This window comes from Bifidobacterium asteroides, assembly GCF_030758775.1.
In the GTDB taxonomy this organism is placed as follows: domain Bacteria; phylum Actinomycetota; class Actinomycetes; order Actinomycetales; family Bifidobacteriaceae; genus Bombiscardovia; species Bombiscardovia kimbladii.
Map to the genome: position 1 here is coordinate 101,379 of NZ_CP132384.1, position 18,232 is coordinate 119,610.

At 62.4% G+C, this 18,232-nt stretch carries 12 protein-coding genes and 1 tRNA gene; 6 read left to right on the forward strand and 7 right to left on the reverse strand.

All coding sequences use genetic code 11. The features are described 5' to 3' along the window. Window position 1: 1 nt before the first annotated feature. From RAM15_RS00335 to RAM15_RS00345, 3 genes are all read right to left on the reverse strand, one after another. Window positions 2-517 (reverse strand): FHA domain-containing protein FhaB/FipA, encoded by a 516-nt coding sequence (locus tag RAM15_RS00335; RefSeq protein WP_372338672.1) that lies wholly within the window; start codon window positions 515-517, stop codon window positions 2-4. Window positions 518-553: 36 nt separating this feature from the next. Then, a complete protein-coding gene (locus RAM15_RS00340; RefSeq protein ID WP_015021121.1) occupies window positions 554-1,258 on the reverse strand; it encodes an FhaA domain-containing protein in 705 nt (234 codons plus the stop codon). A gap of 198 nt (window positions 1,259-1,456) precedes the next feature. After that, the gene (locus RAM15_RS00345) at window positions 1,457-2,299 is read right to left on the reverse strand and encodes an InlB B-repeat-containing protein (RefSeq protein ID WP_306221583.1); all 843 of its coding nucleotides are present in this window, start codon (window positions 2,297-2,299) and stop codon (window positions 1,457-1,459) included. A gap of 349 nt (window positions 2,300-2,648) precedes the next feature. Between RAM15_RS00345 and RAM15_RS00350 the strand changes: the two genes are divergently transcribed. The 5 genes from RAM15_RS00350 to RAM15_RS00370 all read left to right on the forward strand — a co-directional run bounded on the left by RAM15_RS00350 (window position 2,649) and on the right by RAM15_RS00370 (window position 12,776). After that, window positions 2,649-5,057: a S9 family peptidase gene (locus RAM15_RS00350; protein WP_306221584.1), complete on the forward strand. Its 2,409-nt coding sequence runs from the start codon at window positions 2,649-2,651 to the stop codon at window positions 5,055-5,057. A 57-nt stretch (window positions 5,058-5,114) separates the two neighbouring features. Next, complete coding sequence (locus tag RAM15_RS00355; RefSeq protein WP_306221585.1) at window positions 5,115-6,422, forward strand: chloride channel protein; 1,308 nt, start codon at window positions 5,115-5,117, stop codon at window positions 6,420-6,422. 262 nt (window positions 6,423-6,684) lie between these two features. Beyond that, window positions 6,685-9,318 (forward strand): YhgE/Pip domain-containing protein, encoded by a 2,634-nt coding sequence (locus RAM15_RS00360; protein ID WP_306221586.1) that lies wholly within the window; start codon window positions 6,685-6,687, stop codon window positions 9,316-9,318. Continuing rightward, window positions 9,318-11,648 carry a YhgE/Pip family protein gene (locus RAM15_RS00365; protein WP_306221587.1) on the forward strand — a complete coding sequence of 777 codons (2,331 nt, stop codon included), beginning with the start codon at window positions 9,318-9,320 and terminating at the stop codon, window positions 11,646-11,648. Before RAM15_RS00360 ends, RAM15_RS00365 begins: the two co-directional genes overlap by 1 nt. Window positions 11,649-11,684: 36 nt before the next feature. Beyond that, on the forward strand, window positions 11,685-12,776 hold the full coding sequence (locus RAM15_RS00370) for an alpha/beta fold hydrolase (protein ID WP_306221588.1): 1,092 nt from the start codon (window positions 11,685-11,687) through the stop codon (window positions 12,774-12,776). Here the strand turns inward: RAM15_RS00370 and RAM15_RS00375 are convergent, their stop codons facing one another. The 3 genes from RAM15_RS00375 to RAM15_RS00385 all read right to left on the reverse strand — a co-directional run bounded on the left by RAM15_RS00375 (window position 12,777) and on the right by RAM15_RS00385 (window position 17,580). Further along, window positions 12,777-13,397 carry a hypothetical protein gene (locus RAM15_RS00375; RefSeq protein WP_306221589.1) on the reverse strand — a complete coding sequence of 207 codons (621 nt, stop codon included), beginning with the start codon at window positions 13,395-13,397 and terminating at the stop codon, window positions 12,777-12,779. After that, window positions 13,390-14,658: an AAA family ATPase gene (locus RAM15_RS00380; protein WP_306222205.1), complete on the reverse strand. Its 1,269-nt coding sequence runs from the start codon at window positions 14,656-14,658 to the stop codon at window positions 13,390-13,392. The genes RAM15_RS00375 and RAM15_RS00380 overlap by 8 nt, the downstream gene beginning before the upstream one ends. Window positions 14,659-14,721: 63 nt before the next feature. Further along, the gene (locus tag RAM15_RS00385; protein ID WP_306221590.1) at window positions 14,722-17,580 is read right to left on the reverse strand and encodes a heavy metal translocating P-type ATPase; all 2,859 of its coding nucleotides are present in this window, start codon (window positions 17,578-17,580) and stop codon (window positions 14,722-14,724) included. Window positions 17,581-17,699: 119 nt separating this feature from the next. Here RAM15_RS00385 and RAM15_RS00390 point away from each other — a divergent pair, with 119 nt between their 5' ends. Further along, window positions 17,700-17,981 (forward strand): metal-sensitive transcriptional regulator, encoded by a 282-nt coding sequence (locus RAM15_RS00390; protein ID WP_306221591.1) that lies wholly within the window; start codon window positions 17,700-17,702, stop codon window positions 17,979-17,981. 143 nt (window positions 17,982-18,124) lie between these two features. Here RAM15_RS00390 and RAM15_RS00395 read toward each other — a convergent pair. Next, window positions 18,125-18,207, reverse strand: a tRNA-Leu gene (locus RAM15_RS00395). Window positions 18,208-18,232 lie beyond the last annotated feature (25 nt).

The following is an 18,232-nucleotide window of genomic DNA, read 5'->3' on the forward strand; positions in this document are numbered from 1 at the left end:
GCTACCTCAACTCGAAGGTGGTGGCACCGATGCGTACGGGAACCTCCGCCGGTAGGATTGTCGGCGCCGTGATTTTCTGCCCCGAGACGACGGTGCCGTTGGTGGACCCCAGATCCTCGATGGCCCATCGGCCTGATGCAGGATCCTGGTAGACCCGCGCATGATGGCCTGAGACGAACTCGTCGTCCAGCACCAGGGTGTTCGAGGAGGATCGCCCCAGGGTGATGGGCCGTCCGGACAGCGGTGTGGATGAGCCGGCCAGAGGTCCGTCAATGACTACCAACAAAGAGGGGTCGTCACTTGCAGGCTCTGTCTTGCTGACCGGGGCGATAGGCACGGATCTGGCGGCCGCCGGAAGCTTGCGCTGGGCTGCGCGTTCGCTGCGTCGGCGGGTATGAGAGGTCTTGGGGCTGAAAGTCTCGATGTCTTTGCGGAGTGAACGGATGGCCAGCCAGACGAATACCCATAACAGAGCCAGGAATCCGTATTTGAGGATGGCGAATGTCAGTTCAGTCAGCATAATGATTCGACCTTACTTCAAGGTCTGGGCGACTTACGAATCCTGTTCCTGTGACGATGCCCAGTAGAGGATGCGGGTACGGCCGATGGTGATGGTATTGCCGTCCAGCAGGGTGGCCGCGGGAACCTGATGTCCCTCTACATAGGTGCCGTTGGTGGACCCCAGATCGCGGGCTACCACGCCCTTGTCAGTGATCTCGATCTGCAGGTGTCGGCGGGAGATGCCTGCGTCGTCGATGACGATGTCGCAGGAGGATCCGCGGCCGATGGTGGTGATGGGGGCGGTCAGCAGGTACTGGCGGCCGTTGATCTCCAGCACCGGGCAGTCCTTGGACTCCTCGGGTGTGGTGACGGGTGCCGCGTTGCCCTGGACCGACTCGGCAGACAGGTGGAAGTCGCCCTTGTTCAGGTTGAGGTCCTCCTCGAAAATGACCACGACCGGGCCGACGAAGGCATAGTGCTGGCTTTCGGCGTACTTGGTCAGGTTGTCTGCCAGCTCGTTGGCCAGAGCCTCCGAACCCCACTGCTCGATGCGGTCGAAGTCTGGGGTGGATAGTCTGAACCGATACTCGTTGGGCGCCACGGTGCGGTCGCGACCGACGGGCATGGCCTGTGAGTCTATCTCACGCTCGAGGGCGCTCGACAGGTCGACGGGCTGTAGGTCCTTGGAGCCGAACTTCGAGAAGACACCGTTAACGGCGCCTTCCACGCTCTTCTCGAAACGATCGAGAACGCTCATAGTCATCCCTTTCCATATAACCCTTTCATAGTACGTGACCCTGCCGGAAGGGGGTAATGGGCGGTCGGATGCTTGCAATTTCTCCAATGAACAGGTTCGAACGACCGCGACTGCCGGGCATGGATAAGGCCCCGTGGCCACAATTGACCAGGGGCCTTTGAACTTCAATCATCATGGGTCAGGCCGAAGCCTGCAGGCTCACAGAGCCAGCTTGCGACGCAGACCCAGGGTGATGCCGGCGGCCAGGCAGAGGCCAGCGGCAATGGCCAGAGGAGCCACGGCGTCGGCGCCAGTCTGAGCCAGAGTGTTGTTGTTCTTGGCGTCCTTCTTAGCCGGATCCTTGGCGGGAGCCTTGTTGTCCTTGGCAGGCTGCTTGGTGTTGTTGTCAGCCGGAGCGGTCTGACCAGGCTTGTTAGGCTCGTTGGGAGTGGTCACCTTGGTGTACCTGGCCCTGAAAACAGCGTCTGCGGTGTAGGTGCCACCGGGGACGTAACGGGATCCGCCATTATCGCTAAACCAACCGTCGAAGGTGTAACCATCGAAGTTATGAACCGTGGGTTCCTTAGATAGCTTTCCCTCACTATTGGTTTCGACCGGGTCCATATATGTATCTTCGATATTTTCCGGATTCACACTGATGAAAGTGACCGTGTAAGTGGGGATGGCGGCGGGGTCTAACACCACGAAGTGAGGATAGAGATCGGCCTTGTCGGTGAAAACACGATTGGCGAAGTCGATCGGATGTTGATCTGGGTCTGTTGGATCCTCAACCCAGCCGTCAGGTTTCACATTCTGGTCGGTCAACTCACGGGACACTGTAGGCGTTGGGACATCTTCGAGTTTCAGCTTGCCGTCTGTGCCGGTAGTACGAGTAATCACGGTTCCAGCACCGGTGTCGTGAAAATCGACTTGGTAAGTAGCGGCCTTGGTCTGGACATTCTTGCTCTCGACAGCCTGGGCCACGGTAGGCAGCAACGCTAGGCCGCCTGCCAGGGTGGCGCCGGCAGCGAGTACTGCGCATGCGCGTTTGATACGAACCATGATATTCATTGGTTACCTCTATTTTCTCTTATTGTCGGTTGCTCCCCAGATACATTCATGGGGTGTCCTGCCTTGACACCCCGACCCCTGGGAAACAGGCATCATCAACCAGTCTTTGGCGACAACACGCTATAATTCTAGCGCACGGAATGGTCATCGGCCGGCCGAAGTCCGGGAATAGGCCATATTCGACGATAAGAATTTCTCATGTAGAACGATTAACGTCTGCTGCGGGCTGGGCGGCGCGTCGCAGTTGAGCTATTCGAATTCCCCTTTGGCACTTGGGCGCTTATCATCGTGGCAGACGCATGGTCATGGGGATCATGTCAGAGATATTCGAGGAGCGAGCATGGCCGAAGAGGTGGATCGGGCGATGGAGGCATATCCGCGGGCCAAGGCCCGGACCCAGCGGTTTACGTTGGGTGCGCCACGGTCGGCCCTGGCGGTGGGGGATGGCTCACGGGCCGTATTCCTGCGCTCCGACGGACCTGAAGACCTGGTGACCGGGCTCTGGCTGTCCGTATTTGACCAGGAAGGCCGCCACCATGAGGTGCTCCTGGCCGACCCTAGGACCCTGCTGGATGATGCGGACCAGGAACGGGTGCCGGCCGCCGAGCTGGCTCGCAGGGAGCGCTCGCGAGAGGGCGGCGAGGGCATTGTCGATTACAGTGTGGATGCTGCCGGGGATCGGGTGGTCTTTGCCTTGGGCGGTCGGCTCTGGCTCTCGCTGATAGCCCCCGATGGTCTCACCGCCTCCACACGGCCCCTGAGCCTGGAAGACAGCGATTCGGCCGTGCTCAATCCTGCCATCAGTCCGGACGGCACCATGGTGGCCTATACCACTGGCGACCGGCTGATGGTGGTCACTATCGGGCAGGATGCCGGGCAGGACCGTGAACGGGCTGTCCTGGCCCTGCGCCCAGGCACCGATGATCGAATGCGGCTGGGGCTGGCCGAGTTCGTGGCCGGCGAGGAGATGGACCGCTACCAGGGATTCTGGTGGTCGCCGGATTCCAAGGCGCTGCTGGTCGAGCACACTGATTCCTCTGATGAGCCGATCTGGTACATCAGCGATCCGGCCAATCCCCAGGTCGGGCCGCGCGCCCGGCGGTATCCCCAGGCTCTGACCGCCAACGCCCGCGTCGGACTGAGCCTGGTCCTCCTGGGCCAGGATGACGCCGACCCCTGGGTGGGCGAGGTGGACTGGGACCATCAGGCCTTCGAGTACCTGTCCGTGGTCCGTTGGCAGGACGGGCATCGGCCCCTGCTGCTGGTTCAGAATCGTCGGCAGACCGAGGACAGGATTCTGGATGTGCAGGTGCCGGATGCCCGCCAGGGCTTGGAGCCGGGGCAGAATATGACCCTGCTTGATCCCGAGGCGGCGCCCAAGGTGGCCACCAGGGTGCTGCAGGAGCATGGCAACGACCAGTGGATCGACCTGGTGCCGGGGCTGCCGGCCTACCAGCCCCAGGGCGGGCTGGTGGATGCCTTCATCGATACAGAAGCCGATACCACGCGGCTGCGCCTGGACGGAAAGGTATTCTCTCCTGCTGGCTGCCAGATTCGACAGGTGCTGTCCGTGGAGGACCGCGATGTGCTGGCGGTGGTCTCCACTGACCCCCGCAGCTTCGACCTGATGCGCCTGGGCTATGACGGCTCCATTCATGTGCTCAACCGTCTGCCCGGAGTGTGGTCCGCCTCGCGAGCCGGCCATGGCATCGTGGTCAGCGGCCGGACCATGGCTTCGGCGCAGGGACAGGTGCGCCATTGCTACCTGGGGGCTGATGGAGATCTGGACCGCCTGGGTGCTGAAGGGCTGGGGTTGGTTGGCGAAGCCCGCCCCGACAGCAGCGCTAAGCAGGCTGGCGAAGCTGTGCGGCATGAGCATCAGGATCGTCCTGATCGGCGGGCCGTGGATGCCGGTCATATCAATAGCCAGGGAGCCATGAGCGCCGTCTTGGCCGACACCAGCAGCGATCCCGGGTTCACCCCCAACGTGGACTTCGTGCGCATGGGTCAGCACGAGCTGTTCGCTGCCATCGTCAGACCGTCCGAATCCAGCCCCTACGCCAGCGCCGACAGCCTGCCCGTCCTGCTCAAGCCCTACGGCGGGCCGGGGGCCCAGCAGGTGGTCTTCAACCAGTCCTACTACTGGGAGTCCCAGTGGTGGGCGGATCAGGGCTTCCTGGTCCTGACCGCGGATGGCCGGGGCACGCCGGGTCGTGGGCCTGCCTGGGATCGGGCCATTTTCGAGGACATGGCCCAGGTGACTCTGGATGACCAGCTTGAGGCTCTGGAGGCCCTGCCGGACTTCGCTCCTGAGGCAGACCTGGGACATGTGGCCATGATCGGCTGGTCCTATGGCGGCTTCCTGTCGGCCCTGTCGGTTCTGCGGGCTCCCGACCGGATCCATGCGGCCTGCGCGGGCGCCCCGCCCACGGACTGGACTCTTTACGACACTCATTACACCGAGCGCTATCTAGGTCTGGACCCGGCCGTCTACCGCCGCAACGGGATCATTGATGACGCCCCCTCGCTGCGCCGCCCGCTGATGCTGATCCACGGGTTTGCGGACGACAACGTCTCCGTGGCCAACACCCTGAGGCTCTCCGGCGCTCTGATGGCGGCTGGCCGTCCCCATACGGTCCTGCCGCTGACCGGCATCACCCACATGACCAATGACGAGACCGTGGCCGAGAACCTGCTTATTCTGCAGCGGGACTTCCTGCGGGAGGCCCTCAAGAACAAGACGGACTGACGGAAAGGCTGTTTGGGCTGACGCTCTGCTGGCGGTTGCTTCCGCTAGATTGGGGTTGTGCATATCCAACGAAAGCCTGACCAGGCTCCAGGGTCCAGTCGCGGATTCCAGCTTCCCCGCAGCTGGGGCCTGGCGGTCTCGGTGCTCTGCCTGGGCCTGTTGGTCGGACTTTCCTCGGGCCTGTTGGCAAGGTTCTTCGAGCTGACCCAGGTCGGCCTGCTGGGTTTCGCTGAGACTCCAAAGGCTCCCACGGCTGAGGCGGTGCCGCCGATCAGGAGGCTGGCCTCGGTGACCATTGCCGGCCTGGCGGCCGGTCTGGTCTGGGCCTGGCTGCGGACGAGGACCAGACTGGTTCCCTCGGTCGGCCAGGCTGTCAAGGGCGTGCCCATGCCCCCGGGGCGGACCGTGGTTCATGTGCTCACCCAGATCTTCTTTGTGGCTGCCGGCGGCTCCATCGGCAGGGAGGTGGCCCCGCGCGAGGCCGGGGCCCTGCTGGGCGGTCTCTGGACCAGGCTGGGTCGGCGACTTGGACTGCGTGATCAGGACGGTCCGCTGCTGGTCGCCTCGGCTGCTGGTGCGGGTTTCGCTGGCATTTATATTGCGCCTCTGACCGGTGCCTTCTTCGGCATCGAGGTGCTGTTGCGGCGGGTGGATGCCGAAGTGGTGACGGTCAATCTGGCCATGTCAGCCCTGGCTACCCTGGTCGGCGGATCCATCAAGGGGTTTGCTCCTTACTATAAGGTCGGCTCCGAGCCCTTCCGGCCCTGGCTCATGGCAGTGGTCCTCCTGATCGGACCGGTCATGGGGCTGTTGGGGGCCGGATTCCGGCGGATGACCTCCTGGGCTGAGGCCCATAGAACCACTGGTCCTGCAGCCATCTGGCAGCTGACGGGGGTAGCTCTGTTGACCGGTCTGGTCGCCCTGGCCGTTCCACAGGTCTTGGGCAACGGTCGGGCCCTGGCTCAGATGGGCATGGATCAGCGCCTGTCTGCAGGGTTCTCGGGACTCCAGCTGGCTCAGTCGCTCGCCTTGCTGGTTATCTTCGCACTGGCCAAGGCCCTGCTGACCACAGCCACTATCCGTGCCGGGGCCTTCGGCGGCACCCTGACGCCGTCCATAGCCCTGGGCTCCGCCATGGGCGCTGTTCTGGGCCTGCTGCTGGCTTGCCTTGTGCCCGGCCTGCCGGTCTGGCAGTGTGCCGTGATCGGTGCCACCTCCCTGCTGGCCGCCTCCCAGCAGGCTCCGCTCATGGCCATGGCCATGCTGATGGAGGTCTGCCATCTGCCGGTCATGGCCTTCATGCCCATGGGCCTGGCTGTGGCCCTGTCGACGGCGGTCTCCCGTCTGTTCGTGGCCAAGGCATAAACCGTCGTCGGTAGCCCGTGTTGCCCAAGGGATCCGTCCTTACTCATATACGATAAAACCACCATTGGTCGCATGCCTGCCCTTCCGCCTCCAGCATTGAGCGGGCATCGAGCGGGCATTCACGATCAGCTGACCGGCCTGGGCCAGTAAGGAAGGGTGGCTATACTCGGGCCGGACGTAGGTCCCGGGAGGATGCAGCCGATCCGAGTGGAGCAGGCCAGTGCCGTGATACCCCGGACAGACAAGAAGGAGGTGCCTGGCGGTGAAGACCGTGTTGGCCATCTTCAGGCGAGATCTCTGGCGGATACTGCGCAACCCCGTGGCCCTGGTGGTGACCATCGGCGTGGCCGTGCTGCCCTCCCTCTATGCCTGGTTCAACATCATGGCCCTCTGGGACCCCTACAGCAATGTCAAGAACCTCCCTGTGGCCGTCGTCAGCATGGATCGAGGGGCCCAATCCGCGCAAACCGGCAGGATCAATGCCGGCAGATCGGTCATCCAGGAGCTGCGCGGCAACAACAGCCTGGGTTGGAAGTTCATGGATGATGACCAGAGAGCCATCGCCGAGGTCCACTCAGGCAAGTGCTACGCGGCCATCATCATCCCGGAACGGTTCAGCGCCGATCTGGTCGGCATCGTCGAGGGGGCCGGGAGCAGGCCTGCGCTGAACTATTACGTCAATGAGAAGAAGAACGCCATCGCCCCCAAGGTGACCGACACCGGCGCCTCCACCATCGACCAGGAGATCAACACCGTCTTCGTCTCGGCCGTCAGCGATGCCCTGGCCGGGAAGGTCCTGCAGACCGCCGGCGATGCACAGGGCGCGGCCGAGCAGAGCCGCAGTCAGGTGGTGGGCGACCTGGGGGAAATCATCGGCCAGCTGGATCGTACGGATGGCCAGCTTGACCGGATTGGTTCCACCATGGGCCAGGCCCGGCAGACCGTGGCCGGCTCCAGAAGCGACGTCAAGGACCTGCAGAGTCAGATATCGGCCACCCAGGCCACCCTGAGCAAGGCCCAGGACCACATGACCAGGACCCGCGATGACAGCCTCCGCTTCTCCTCCGCCCTGAACCAGGCTCTGGCGGACGGGTCGGTGCGGCTGTCCAGCGCGGTCACGGATGTGAATACGGTGGCAGGCGGGATCACCGCCGACCTGAACGCCACCCAGGACAAGGTGGACCGGGTCAATTCCGGCCTGGGCCAGTTGGTGGACGCCAACGGGAAGGCCGTGGACCGGCTCCAGACAGGTCTGGACCAGTCCGGGCTGCATCCCGGGGATCCGGCCTACGAGAGCATCCAGCGGCAGATCGACGATCTGAAAAAGACCAACCAGCAGCAGAAGGCTTTCCTGGATGCCTTCAAGAAGAACTCCTCCACGGCCCTGGACTCGGGCAAGCAGGCCGCATCGGACCTGAGCTCGGCCATGACCGACACCGGCGACACAGGCATCAAGGCCCTGACTGCGGCCAGCCAAAGTCTGACGGGGACCACCATGCCCAACCTCCTGACTGGGCTGGACAACCTCAACGCCTCCAATGGCTCGCTCCAGGGCGCCCTGAGCAGCCTGTCCACCACGGCCGCCCAGACCGATGCCCTGCTGGACCAGCTGGATTCCACCATTGGTCAGGCCCAGTCGACCCTGTCCACCACCAGGGCCTCCCTGGCCTCGGTCAGGTCCGATCTGGAGGGGGTTCGCACCGATGTGGCGGCCCTGGGATCCTCGGCCGCCTGGAACCGGATGTCCCAGACCCTGGGGTTGAGCCCCGAATCCTTCGGAAAGGCCATGGCCTCTCCGGTCAAGCTGGATTCCCACACGGTCTACCCGGTCAGCAACTACGGGTCGTCCGTGGCGCCCTTCTACACCAATCTGGCCCTCTGGGTGGGCGGGTTCATCCTGATCGCCATCTACAAGCTGGAGGTCGACAAGGAGGGCATTCGCAAGTGCACCGCCACCCAGGCCTACCTGGGCCGCTGGCTTCTGCTGGTCTTCGTCGGCTTCTTCCAGGCTTTGATCGCTACAGTGGGTGACCTGATGCTGGGCATCCAGTGCCATCAGCCGGCCCTGTTCGTCCTGGCCGGGGTCTTCGCCTCCTTCGTCTACATCAACATCATTTATGCCCTGGCCGCCTCCTTCAGGCACATCGGCAAGGCCCTGGCCGTGGTCCTGGTCATTCTGCAGATACCCGGCTCCTCGGGCATGTACCCCATTGAGATGATGCCCGACTTCTTCCGCAATCTGAACCCCTGGCTGCCCTTCACCTACGGGATCAACGCCATGCGCGAGACCATCGGTGGCATGTACGGCAACCACTATTGGCAGGATATGCTCCACATCTTCTGGTACCTGCCCGCGGCCCTGCTGATCGGACTGGTGGTGCGACGGTACCTGCTCAACCTGAACGCCCTCTTCGACCGGCGGCTGGGCGCCACCGACCTGATGCTGACCGAGCAGAACCATTCGGCCGACCGTCGTCTGAGCCTGGGCAGCCTGGCCCGCTCCATCCTGGGTGAGGGCGACTACCGTGCCGTCATCAGGCGGCGGGCGCATCGCTTCCTGGCCCTCTATCCAACGCTGATCCGGGCTGGTCTGGCCCTGGTTCTGCTGCCGGTCCTCTTCCTCATCCTGCTGTTCAGCACCGAGGCCAAGATCGTCATGCTGATCGCCTGCATCGCCTCCATCGTCCTGATCGACGCCTACCTGATCATCGTCGAGTACATCTGCGACAGCTATGTGCAGCAGCTGGGTCTGACCGAGCGCCCCGGCATGGACTTCCACACCCTGATTCGCCCCCGTCGACAGGGTCCCTCGGCCGTGACCAGGCTGACCACGGCCGTGCGCGAATCAGTCCTGAACCGCGATGAGGAAGACGCTCACGAGGATGGTGACCGCTGATGAGGAACATTTGGAGGATCCTGCGCAAGGACCTGGCCGATGCCACCAGCAACGTCATCGCCATCATCGTCCTGATGGGCCTGATCATCGTCCCGGCCCTCTATGCCTGGTTCAATATCGCCGCCAGCTGGGATCCCTATAAGAACACCAAGGCCATCAAGGTGGCCGTGGCCAACACCGACAAGGGGTACAAGTCCGACCTGATCCCGGTCAGGATCAACGTGGGGGAGACGGTCACCAGCACGCTGCGGGCCAACGACCAGCTGGACTGGAGGTTCGTCAACCGCGACCAGGCCCTGGAGGGGGTGCGCTCAGGCGAGTACTATGCCGCCATCGTCATCCCCAAGGATTTCAGCGCGGACATGATGACCCTCTTCTCGCAAGATGTGAAGCACGCCAACCTCGAGTACTACCTGAACGAGAAGAAGAACGCCATCGCCCCCCATGTCACCGAGCAGGGGGCCGACACCGTGGCCACGACCATCGACAAGACCTTCGTCAAGACCGTGGGGCAGGTGGGGATCGACCTAGCCAGCCAGGTTTTCACCTACTCGCAGAGCCCCGAAGTCCAGGATTATCTGACCAGGACGACCGGCCACATCGATCAGATGTCACAGCGGCTGACCACCGCCTCCAGCCAGGTGAATGCCTATGCGGGCCTACTGGATTCCTCCGGACAGATGATAGACTCCACCGGCAGGATCCTGGGCCGATCCGACTCCGCCATGGCCGATGCCAGGAAGGCCCTGAATCAGGGAACCAAGGGGTCCAAGGATCTGGGCAAGTCCCTCTCCGGGTCGGCCCAGGCGGTCGATGCCGCCCTTGACCAGGCCTCGGGCGCCTATGACACCATCGGCTCCAAGATCGACGATGCCTTTGACAAGGTAGGCCAGCAGAGCGATGCCGTCAGCAGCCAGCTGAACGATCTAAGCGAACGGATCAGAGACTCGGCGGCCGACTACGACCGTATGATCGCCAGCCTGGAGGATCTGCGTGCCACGGTGGAATCCGACTCCAATCTGACAGCAGACCAGCGCCAGGCCCTACTGACCGCCATCGATCAGGCCCAGGCCGGAATGCGGGCGGCCCAGGCGGCTCAGCGCGACCTGGCCGACCGGATCAGCCAGGCCTCCCAGACGGCCAAGGAGGGCAAGGACAAGCTGGGCGGTCAGCGGCAGGATCTGAAGAACAGGATCGCCCAGGCCCGTGCCTCGGTGGATCAGGTCCGCGCCCAGTACCGCGATGATTTGAAGCCCCGCCTGGATGACCTGGCTTCCTCCATGGACACCGTGGTCACTTCGAGCGACCGGCTGCTGACGGGCTTGGACGGAACCGTCAAAGGCGCCTCTGGGCTGACGGGACCTATGACCAAGGACATCAGCCAGGCCAAGGACCAGCTGAGCGGGATCTCCCAGCGCCTGGACCAGGCTTCCAAGCGGCTGACCGACCTGGGGGGACACCTGACCCAGGCTTCGCAAGGCAAGGATGCGCAGGAGGTCAAATCTCTGCTGAGCGGGGATTCCGAAACCCTGGCCGCGCTTCTGTCCTCGCCTGTCGGCATCCATCGGCATGCGGTCTTCCCGGTCATGAACTACGGGTCGGCCATGACCCCCTTCTACACCATCCTTTCCATCTGGGTGGGCGCCACCATTCTGGCAGCCATGATGAAGGTGGCCCTGTCCGACAAGAAGAAGGCCTTCGTCCTGCACCTGGACTCCCTGCAGGATGCCTGGAAGAGGGCCGATGACCTGGATGAGGATTCCGAGGGCAGCCGCTCCTGGGGAGCCTTCCGCCCGGAGTCGCCAGGCAACGCCCGCCGCTTCGGCCTTCAGCTCTACCAGGAGTACTTCGGCAGATTCGCGGTCTTCGCGCTGATGGCCATCCTCCAAGGTTGCCTGATTGCCCTGGGTGACCTCTTCTACCTGAAGGTCCAGTGCGTGCATCCGCTGATGTTCGTGCTGGTGGCGGTCTTCGCCTCCTTCGTCTTCATGAATCTGATCTATACCCTGGTCGTCTCCTTCGGGGACATCGGCAAGGCCATCGCTGTCATCCTCCTGGTCATGCAGGTGGCTGGCTCGGGCGGCACCTTCCCCATGGAGACCCTGCCCGGCTTCTTCCAAGGGGTCTATCCCTTCCTGCCCTTTGTTCACGCCATCGGGGCCATGCAGTCGGCCGTTGCCGGAGCCTATGGCATGGAGTTCTGGCGGGAGATGGCCACCCTGGCCCTCTTCCTGGTACCCTCGCTGCTGCTGGGACTGGTCCTGCGCAAGCCCGTCATCCGCTTCAATGATTGGATCGTCAGAAACCTGGAGAGCACCCGGCTCATGTAGGGCCGAGTCCAACAGAAGGTGGTATAGGGTGAGAGCATGAGCGTCCAACTGGTTGAGGAGCGCCGCTACGACCAGATCATGAAGGATCGCGTCCTTCCTGATCTGGCCTCCTGTCGCAGTGACGGATGGATGATCTCCCATGACGGCGGCGAGGACGGGGGAACCGTATTGGACAAGGCCCATCTCAGCGGCGTCGACCCCTCCCGGCTTCTGCATTACGTCTGCTATGACCGGACGCTGTTTCGCCAGGGCGCGGTGGAGTCAGGGTCGGCTCGCGTGCGCGGGGCCGTAATCATCTCCTTCGGTTTTTCGGAATTCGCCGACAAGTATCAGGAGATGGCCTGGTACCTCCTGATGCAGGGGTATTCCGTCTGCATTCCCGAGCATTGGGGACACGGTTTCTCCGGCCGGGGCGTAAACGATCCCAGTCTGGTATGGGTGGATCATTGGCAGCGGTATGTGGCGGATCTGGCCGCCTTCTGCTCCCAGGTGGGCCAGCAGTACGCCCAGGACAAGCCCATGGTGCTCTATGCCCATTCCATGGGCGGCGGTGTGGCTGCAAGGATGCTGGAAACTTTTCCTTCACTTATTGATAAGGCGGTCCTGTCATCGCCCATGATTGCGCCGCGGACCGGGTTGATGCCCTCGGTGGCATGGACGGCGACAAACGCCGCCTGCATGATGGGCCGCTCGCGCAGCATGGCTCCGGGGTTCGGCCCATTCCGTCCCGAGCTGGACATGGGCAAGTATCCCAATGGCAGCCAGGCTCGGGTGGCCTGGACCCATAAGTTGCGGGCCAAGGAGGTGCACTACCAGACCAGTGCCGCCACCTTCGGCTGGGTCAGGGAGAGCCTGGAGATGAGCCGGGCCATACTGCGTCCCGACCGGTGCAGCCGGGTGGAGACGCCGCTGTTGCTTTTCCAGGCGCAACCCGACCGGTTCGTGCTGCCGATGCCCCAGAACCGTTTTGTCGACCAGGTCCAGCAGGGCGGCTGCCAGGCCACGCTGGTGCGCATCCCGGGCAGCATGCACGAGCTCTACCAGATGCCCGACAAGGTCCTGAGGCCCTACTTGGAGCGCATCTTCGACTTCTTCGACCAGCCCTGGCAGCTCGCTGACGACCGCTGATCAGACGTTGAGCAGATCGGCCAGTAGGAAGTCATCGCCCTGCTTTTTTGCCGAGGCTAGCTCCCTGTACAGTTCCAAAGCTCTGACCAGCGCATCCGCATCATCCCAGTATTGATTCAGAAAAGGATATTTCTTGATATTGCGGAAGTTGCGGTCGTCCTGTCCGAGCTCCTCCTTGCAGAAGAGGCTTGGCTTCAGTTTGCTGTTCTTTGCGCCGCGATGGTGCGACTTCCAACTGTTGTACTCGTCCAGCTTGCCCTCGCGGTAGACGATCAACATCTCGATCTCGGGATGCGTGGTGACGTTGATGGTTTGGGCATGTTCGGCGTAAGGCTGGCGCAGCAAGGTGCGGTGGCCCAGCTGGTCCTGTATGCAGAGGATGGTCACGTTTCGTCCATAGTCCTGGGTCAGAAAGTCACGAGCCAGGCTCTCACCGCTTCTGTCGCGGGTTGGCCAGGCGTCGTCGTTGTAAGGATCGGTGATGATGCGGTCCCGATTGATGAAGGTCAGGCGCTTGGTGACCAGTTTGTCGACGATGACCTGCTCGGCTACGCCTTCGCACGAGAAGAGAACTGCATCGTCCCCGATGGCCCTTGCAAGCTCCTCCCGCCTGCTATGCATGATGTTCTTGCCCTGCCACCTGATCGGCTACGTATTGGCGCATGGCCTTGAGCTCGGCTGCCTTAGGGGCGGTGCCTCCGATGTAATTGGATAGGAAGACCTCGCTGTGCTTGAGTTCCCCGCGCCTGACTGCCTCTGAGTAGTTGATCGCCTGGATGCCCTTGCGCTCGTCTACGCCGCGTCTGAGGAAGTAAATATTGTCCTTGCGCTGGATCAGATCGAGCAGTTCCGCGTAGTGGGTCGTGAACACCAGGGTGGCGCCGTGGGGGTTGCTGGTCGTTGACATGAAGAGGTTGATGATCATGCGCACCAGCTCCTTGTTGATGCTGTTCTCGATTTCGTCGATCAGCAGATAGCCGCCGGTGCGCAGGACCCGAATGGCTGCTTTGACGATTCGGGATCCGCGGACGGTGCCCAGGGAGAGCAGCCCGGCCGTGTCCATGTTGGACATGACCACCTCTTGAGAGGTGCCGGCGAATCTCAGATGGGCGCGGTGTTCCTGGTCGATATGGAAGTAGTCGATGCTGTCATCGAAGACGTGCAGCACGGGGTCGGCGATGGTGCCGACCGGAACGATGGGGAAATAGGTTTCTGGTCCGATGCGGGCGATGACCTGAGTCAGATCCGTCTTGGTTTTTGGCAGAACGATGCTCGAGTGAGGCGAAAGGTAGTCGAAGGCCTCCTTGGTCAGATAGGTGTCGGTGGATGCATCACCTGAGGATTGGGCTGCCGGACGCCGGACCTTGATCAGCTTCGAGCGTTGTTGGAAAGCGTCTGTATTACGGAGCACGGACTTGGGCAGGGACTTGCTTGGATAGTGCCAAAGTTGTTCCTGAGAAAACTGATAAGTGCTATCTGCTAGCGGGTCCGTACTTTCATCGGCGTTGTCGTTCCGGACCGCATCCAGCTGTGATTTGAGCAGATAGAACTGCTGATTGGACTCGAATATCACAGAGATCTGCAGGCTGGGCCCGAAAGCGCTGAGGGACCTGACGGAGGACAGCATAGGGCTGGCATCCCTGCTCAGGATGCTGACAGCTAGAGCCAGGGCGTTGAGTGCCGTGGTTTTGCCGGATGCATTGATGCCTGTAAGGCACAGCACGTTCTGCGCGTAAATGTGACTGCCTGGACTGTTCTCCAGATAAGTCAGTCCGTTGCCAGGGGTTCTCGAGCGGACCTGGTCACGGGCGTAAAGATCCAGGGCTAGGGTCTGGTTTTCAAAGGGTTCGAGGCCCTCGACGACCATTCTGAGCAGACGCATGATAGTCACCAATATTCCTGTAGACATAAAAAGTGTCTACAGGAATATGATACGCCTGCAATCCTACTTGTCGAGCACCTTCTCCGGGTCGGCATCGAAGGTATCGACGCAGTTCTGCGAGCAGAAGTAGTAGGTCTTGCCCTGGTAGTCGCGCTTGGCTGCGGCTGTGTTGGGGTCGATGGTCATGCCGCAGACTGGGTCGGTGACCTTGTCCGTCGCTGCCTGGTCCTGCTGCATGTCGTCATGATGATGGAAGAGTCCCATCTCGTTTCCTTTCTCTTGGTTGTGTTCTTGGTGGGTGGAAATACTGAGGTCCCTGGTCAGGGCATCCATGTCGATTGGCTTGGCCTCCTTGACCGGCCTGGCCTTCAGGGGCGTATGCCGCAGCCGGTTGGCGTTGAGCACCACTGACAGGGAGGAGAAGGCCATGGCTGCACCGGCGATCATGGGGTTGAGCAGGAGGCCGATGAAGGGGTAGAGCACGCCGGCGGCGATGGGGATGCCCAGGCCGTTGTACCCGAAGGCGAACCAGAGATTCTGGTGAATGTTGCGCATGGTCGCTGCTGAAAGGTCGATGGCCTTGACGGCCGCGTTCAGGTCGCCCGAGACCAGGGTCACGTCAGCGGATTCGATGGCCACGTCCGTTCCGGTGCCGATGGCCATGCCCAGGTCGGCCTGGGCCAGAGCCGGGGCGTCGTTGATGCCGTCGCCGATCATGGCCACCTTGTGACCCTGGGCCTGAAGGGCCTTGACGATGCTCGCCTTGTCCTCGGGATGGATCTGCGCCACCACTCGGGTGACTCCCACCTGGCCGCCGACCTGCTCAGCGGTGCCTTGGTTGTCGCCGGTCAGCATGATGGTCTGGATGTTACGTTCGTTCATGTCGTGGATGGCCTGCTTAGACCCGGACTTGACCTGGTCGGTCACGGCCAGGACACCGGCAAGCTTGCCGTCGATGGCCACGAAGATTGTTGTGCGGCCCTGATCCTCCCAGCTGCGGGCAGTATCGAAGAGGGATTGCGCGCCTGCCTGGTTCGCTGTTTTGTTCTCCAGTCCGATTCCCTTGCCCTCGAGCAGTCTGCGGTTGCCGACAAGGACCTGCGAAGTGCCCTTGCTTCCTTCAAAAGATCCAGAGGGGAAGGTTGCATCGATGCCGGCGCCGGTGACCGAGTCGAAGTCCTTGATCGGGACCAGCTCCAGATTGCGGTCCTTGGCGGCCTGGACGATGGCCTGGGCCAAGGGGTGCTCGGAATTGCTCTCGGCACTCGCGGCCGCCCTGATCAGCAGGTCCTCATCCAGACCCTGCACGCTCAGGGCATCAGCCAGTTCGGGTCGGCCCTGGGTGATGGTACCGGTCTTGTCGAGGACGATGGTATCGACGTCATGCGCTCCCTGCAGGGCCTCCGCCGACCGGTAGAGCACGCCGGCACGGGCGCCGCGTCCAGTGCCGATCGTCACGGACAGGGGGGTGGCCAGGCCCAAGGCGCAGGGGCAGGCGATGACCAGGACGGAGACCGCCGCCACGATTCCGTACACTCCGCGAGGCATGGGGCCGAACGCCCACCAGGCCACGAAGGTCCAGAGCGCCACCAGGATGACCCCGGGGATGAAGATTGACGATATCCGGTCGGCCAGCTTCTGGATGGGTGCCTTTGAGGTCTGAGCCGTCTTGACCAGCCGAATGATCTGCGCCAGAACCGTGTCCTGTCCTACCTGGGTGGCCTTGTAGCGCAGGGAGCCTGTGCCGTTGACGGTGGCTCCGACCAGGGAATCGCCCTCCTGCTTGAGGACGGGCATGGGTTCGCCGGTCACCATGGATTCGTCCACTGAGGATGATCCGGAAATGACCTGGCCGTCCACCGGCAGCTTCTCGCCCGGATGGACCTGGATCACGTCCCCGACGGCCACATCGTCGACGGCGATCTCTTGGGTGGTCTCCCTGCCGTCCTGGTCGGTCCTCACCACGGTGGCGGTCTTGGGCCTGAGTCCGACAAGGGCGCGGATGGCATCGCCGGTGCCACGCCGGGCTCGTGCCTCCAGGATCTGGCCGAGGATCATCAGGGTGATGATGGTGCCCACGGCCTCGTAGTAGGGTTCACGGCTTCCCTCGGGCAGGAGTTGCGGAGCCACGGTGACCACCAGCGAGTAGAGGAAGGCCGTGGCAGTACCCAGGGCGACCAGGGAGTTCATCTCCGGAGCCCGGTGTGCCAGAGCCAGCCATCCGGTGCGGTGGATGGGCCAGCCAGAGTAGAACATAACCGGCAGGATCAGGACCAGCTGGACCCAGGGGTTCATCAGAAAGTGGGGCATGGGCAGGAACATGCCGAACATGGCTGGGATGAAGACCGGGAGTGTGAAGACCAGGGCTACGATGAATCGCCTGGTCAGGTCGCGGATTTCTGCCGTGCGCTCCTGATCCGCCTCGTCCTGGTCGTTGCCGCCTTTGGTCTGGACGGATTTGGCGGCCTCGGTGGGTTCGGCCTGTGAATGCTCGTCTTGCGACTGGCTGCTTTGTGCTTGTTTGGATTGAGTCTCGGCATTGTCGGTCGTCGGTCCATCGGTGGCCCGGAGCATCCCGTGGAGCATGTTCATCCCGCAGGCGAAGGGATAGTCGCCGGCCTTGGGCGGGGTCAGCTGGACGGTCGAGGTCTGGAAGGCAGGCAGGGTCTTATCGATGTTGAAGTCGTTGAAGACCACGTGCGAGGAGCATTCCCCGCTCTCTTGGCGGTCGAAGACCAGCTTGACCGGCCGCCCGGCCTGAACTTGGATCAGCTGAGGGCTGTATCCGCCCTTGACTGTGATGTGGACTGTCTGGACGCCGCCCTCATCCTTGGCCTGGGTGGCCTTTCTGGGCGCGAAGAAGTACCAGATGATGCCCGCCGTGATGGCCAGGGCCGCGATAAGGACCAGGATGCTGCTCATGTGGCTCACTATACCCCCCAGGGGTATACTGATAGTGAATTTCGAGATGGGTTTCATGAATTCGAGTCAGTCTTGGCTGCGTCATGAAGGCCATGGGATGAATGCGAATGGAGTGAATCGTGCCCGGATATGCCAACGATAAAAAGCGGACCATCACCAGACTGCGGCGTGTCGAGGGCCAGGTCAGGGCCATTGAGCAGATGGTTGAGTCGGACACCTACTGCATCGATATCCTCACCCAGATCGCCGCCTCGACCAGCGCCCTGAAGTCGGTGGCTCTGACCCTGCTGGACGACCACATGGACCACTGCGTCCGCGAAGCCGCCGAAAAGGGGGGTGAAGAGGCCGACGAGAAGATGCAGGAGGCCTCCGAGGCCATCGCCCGGCTGGTTCGCTCCTAGCAGCCCTTGTCAGACAGGTCCAATCGGACTGGGAATTCTGGTGGGCGTGCCTGGAATATCGAATAGGCTGAACGGCCTCGGCTGCCATCGGACCAATAAAAAATGCCTTCGACCGACATCAGTCAGTCGAAGACATTGCTTTGTGCGAACGGAGGGAGTTGAACCCTCACGAGCATCAGCTCACTGCCACCTGAAGACAGCGCGTCTACCATTCCGCCACGTTCGCAGACAACTGGAAAGGTTAGCACGGT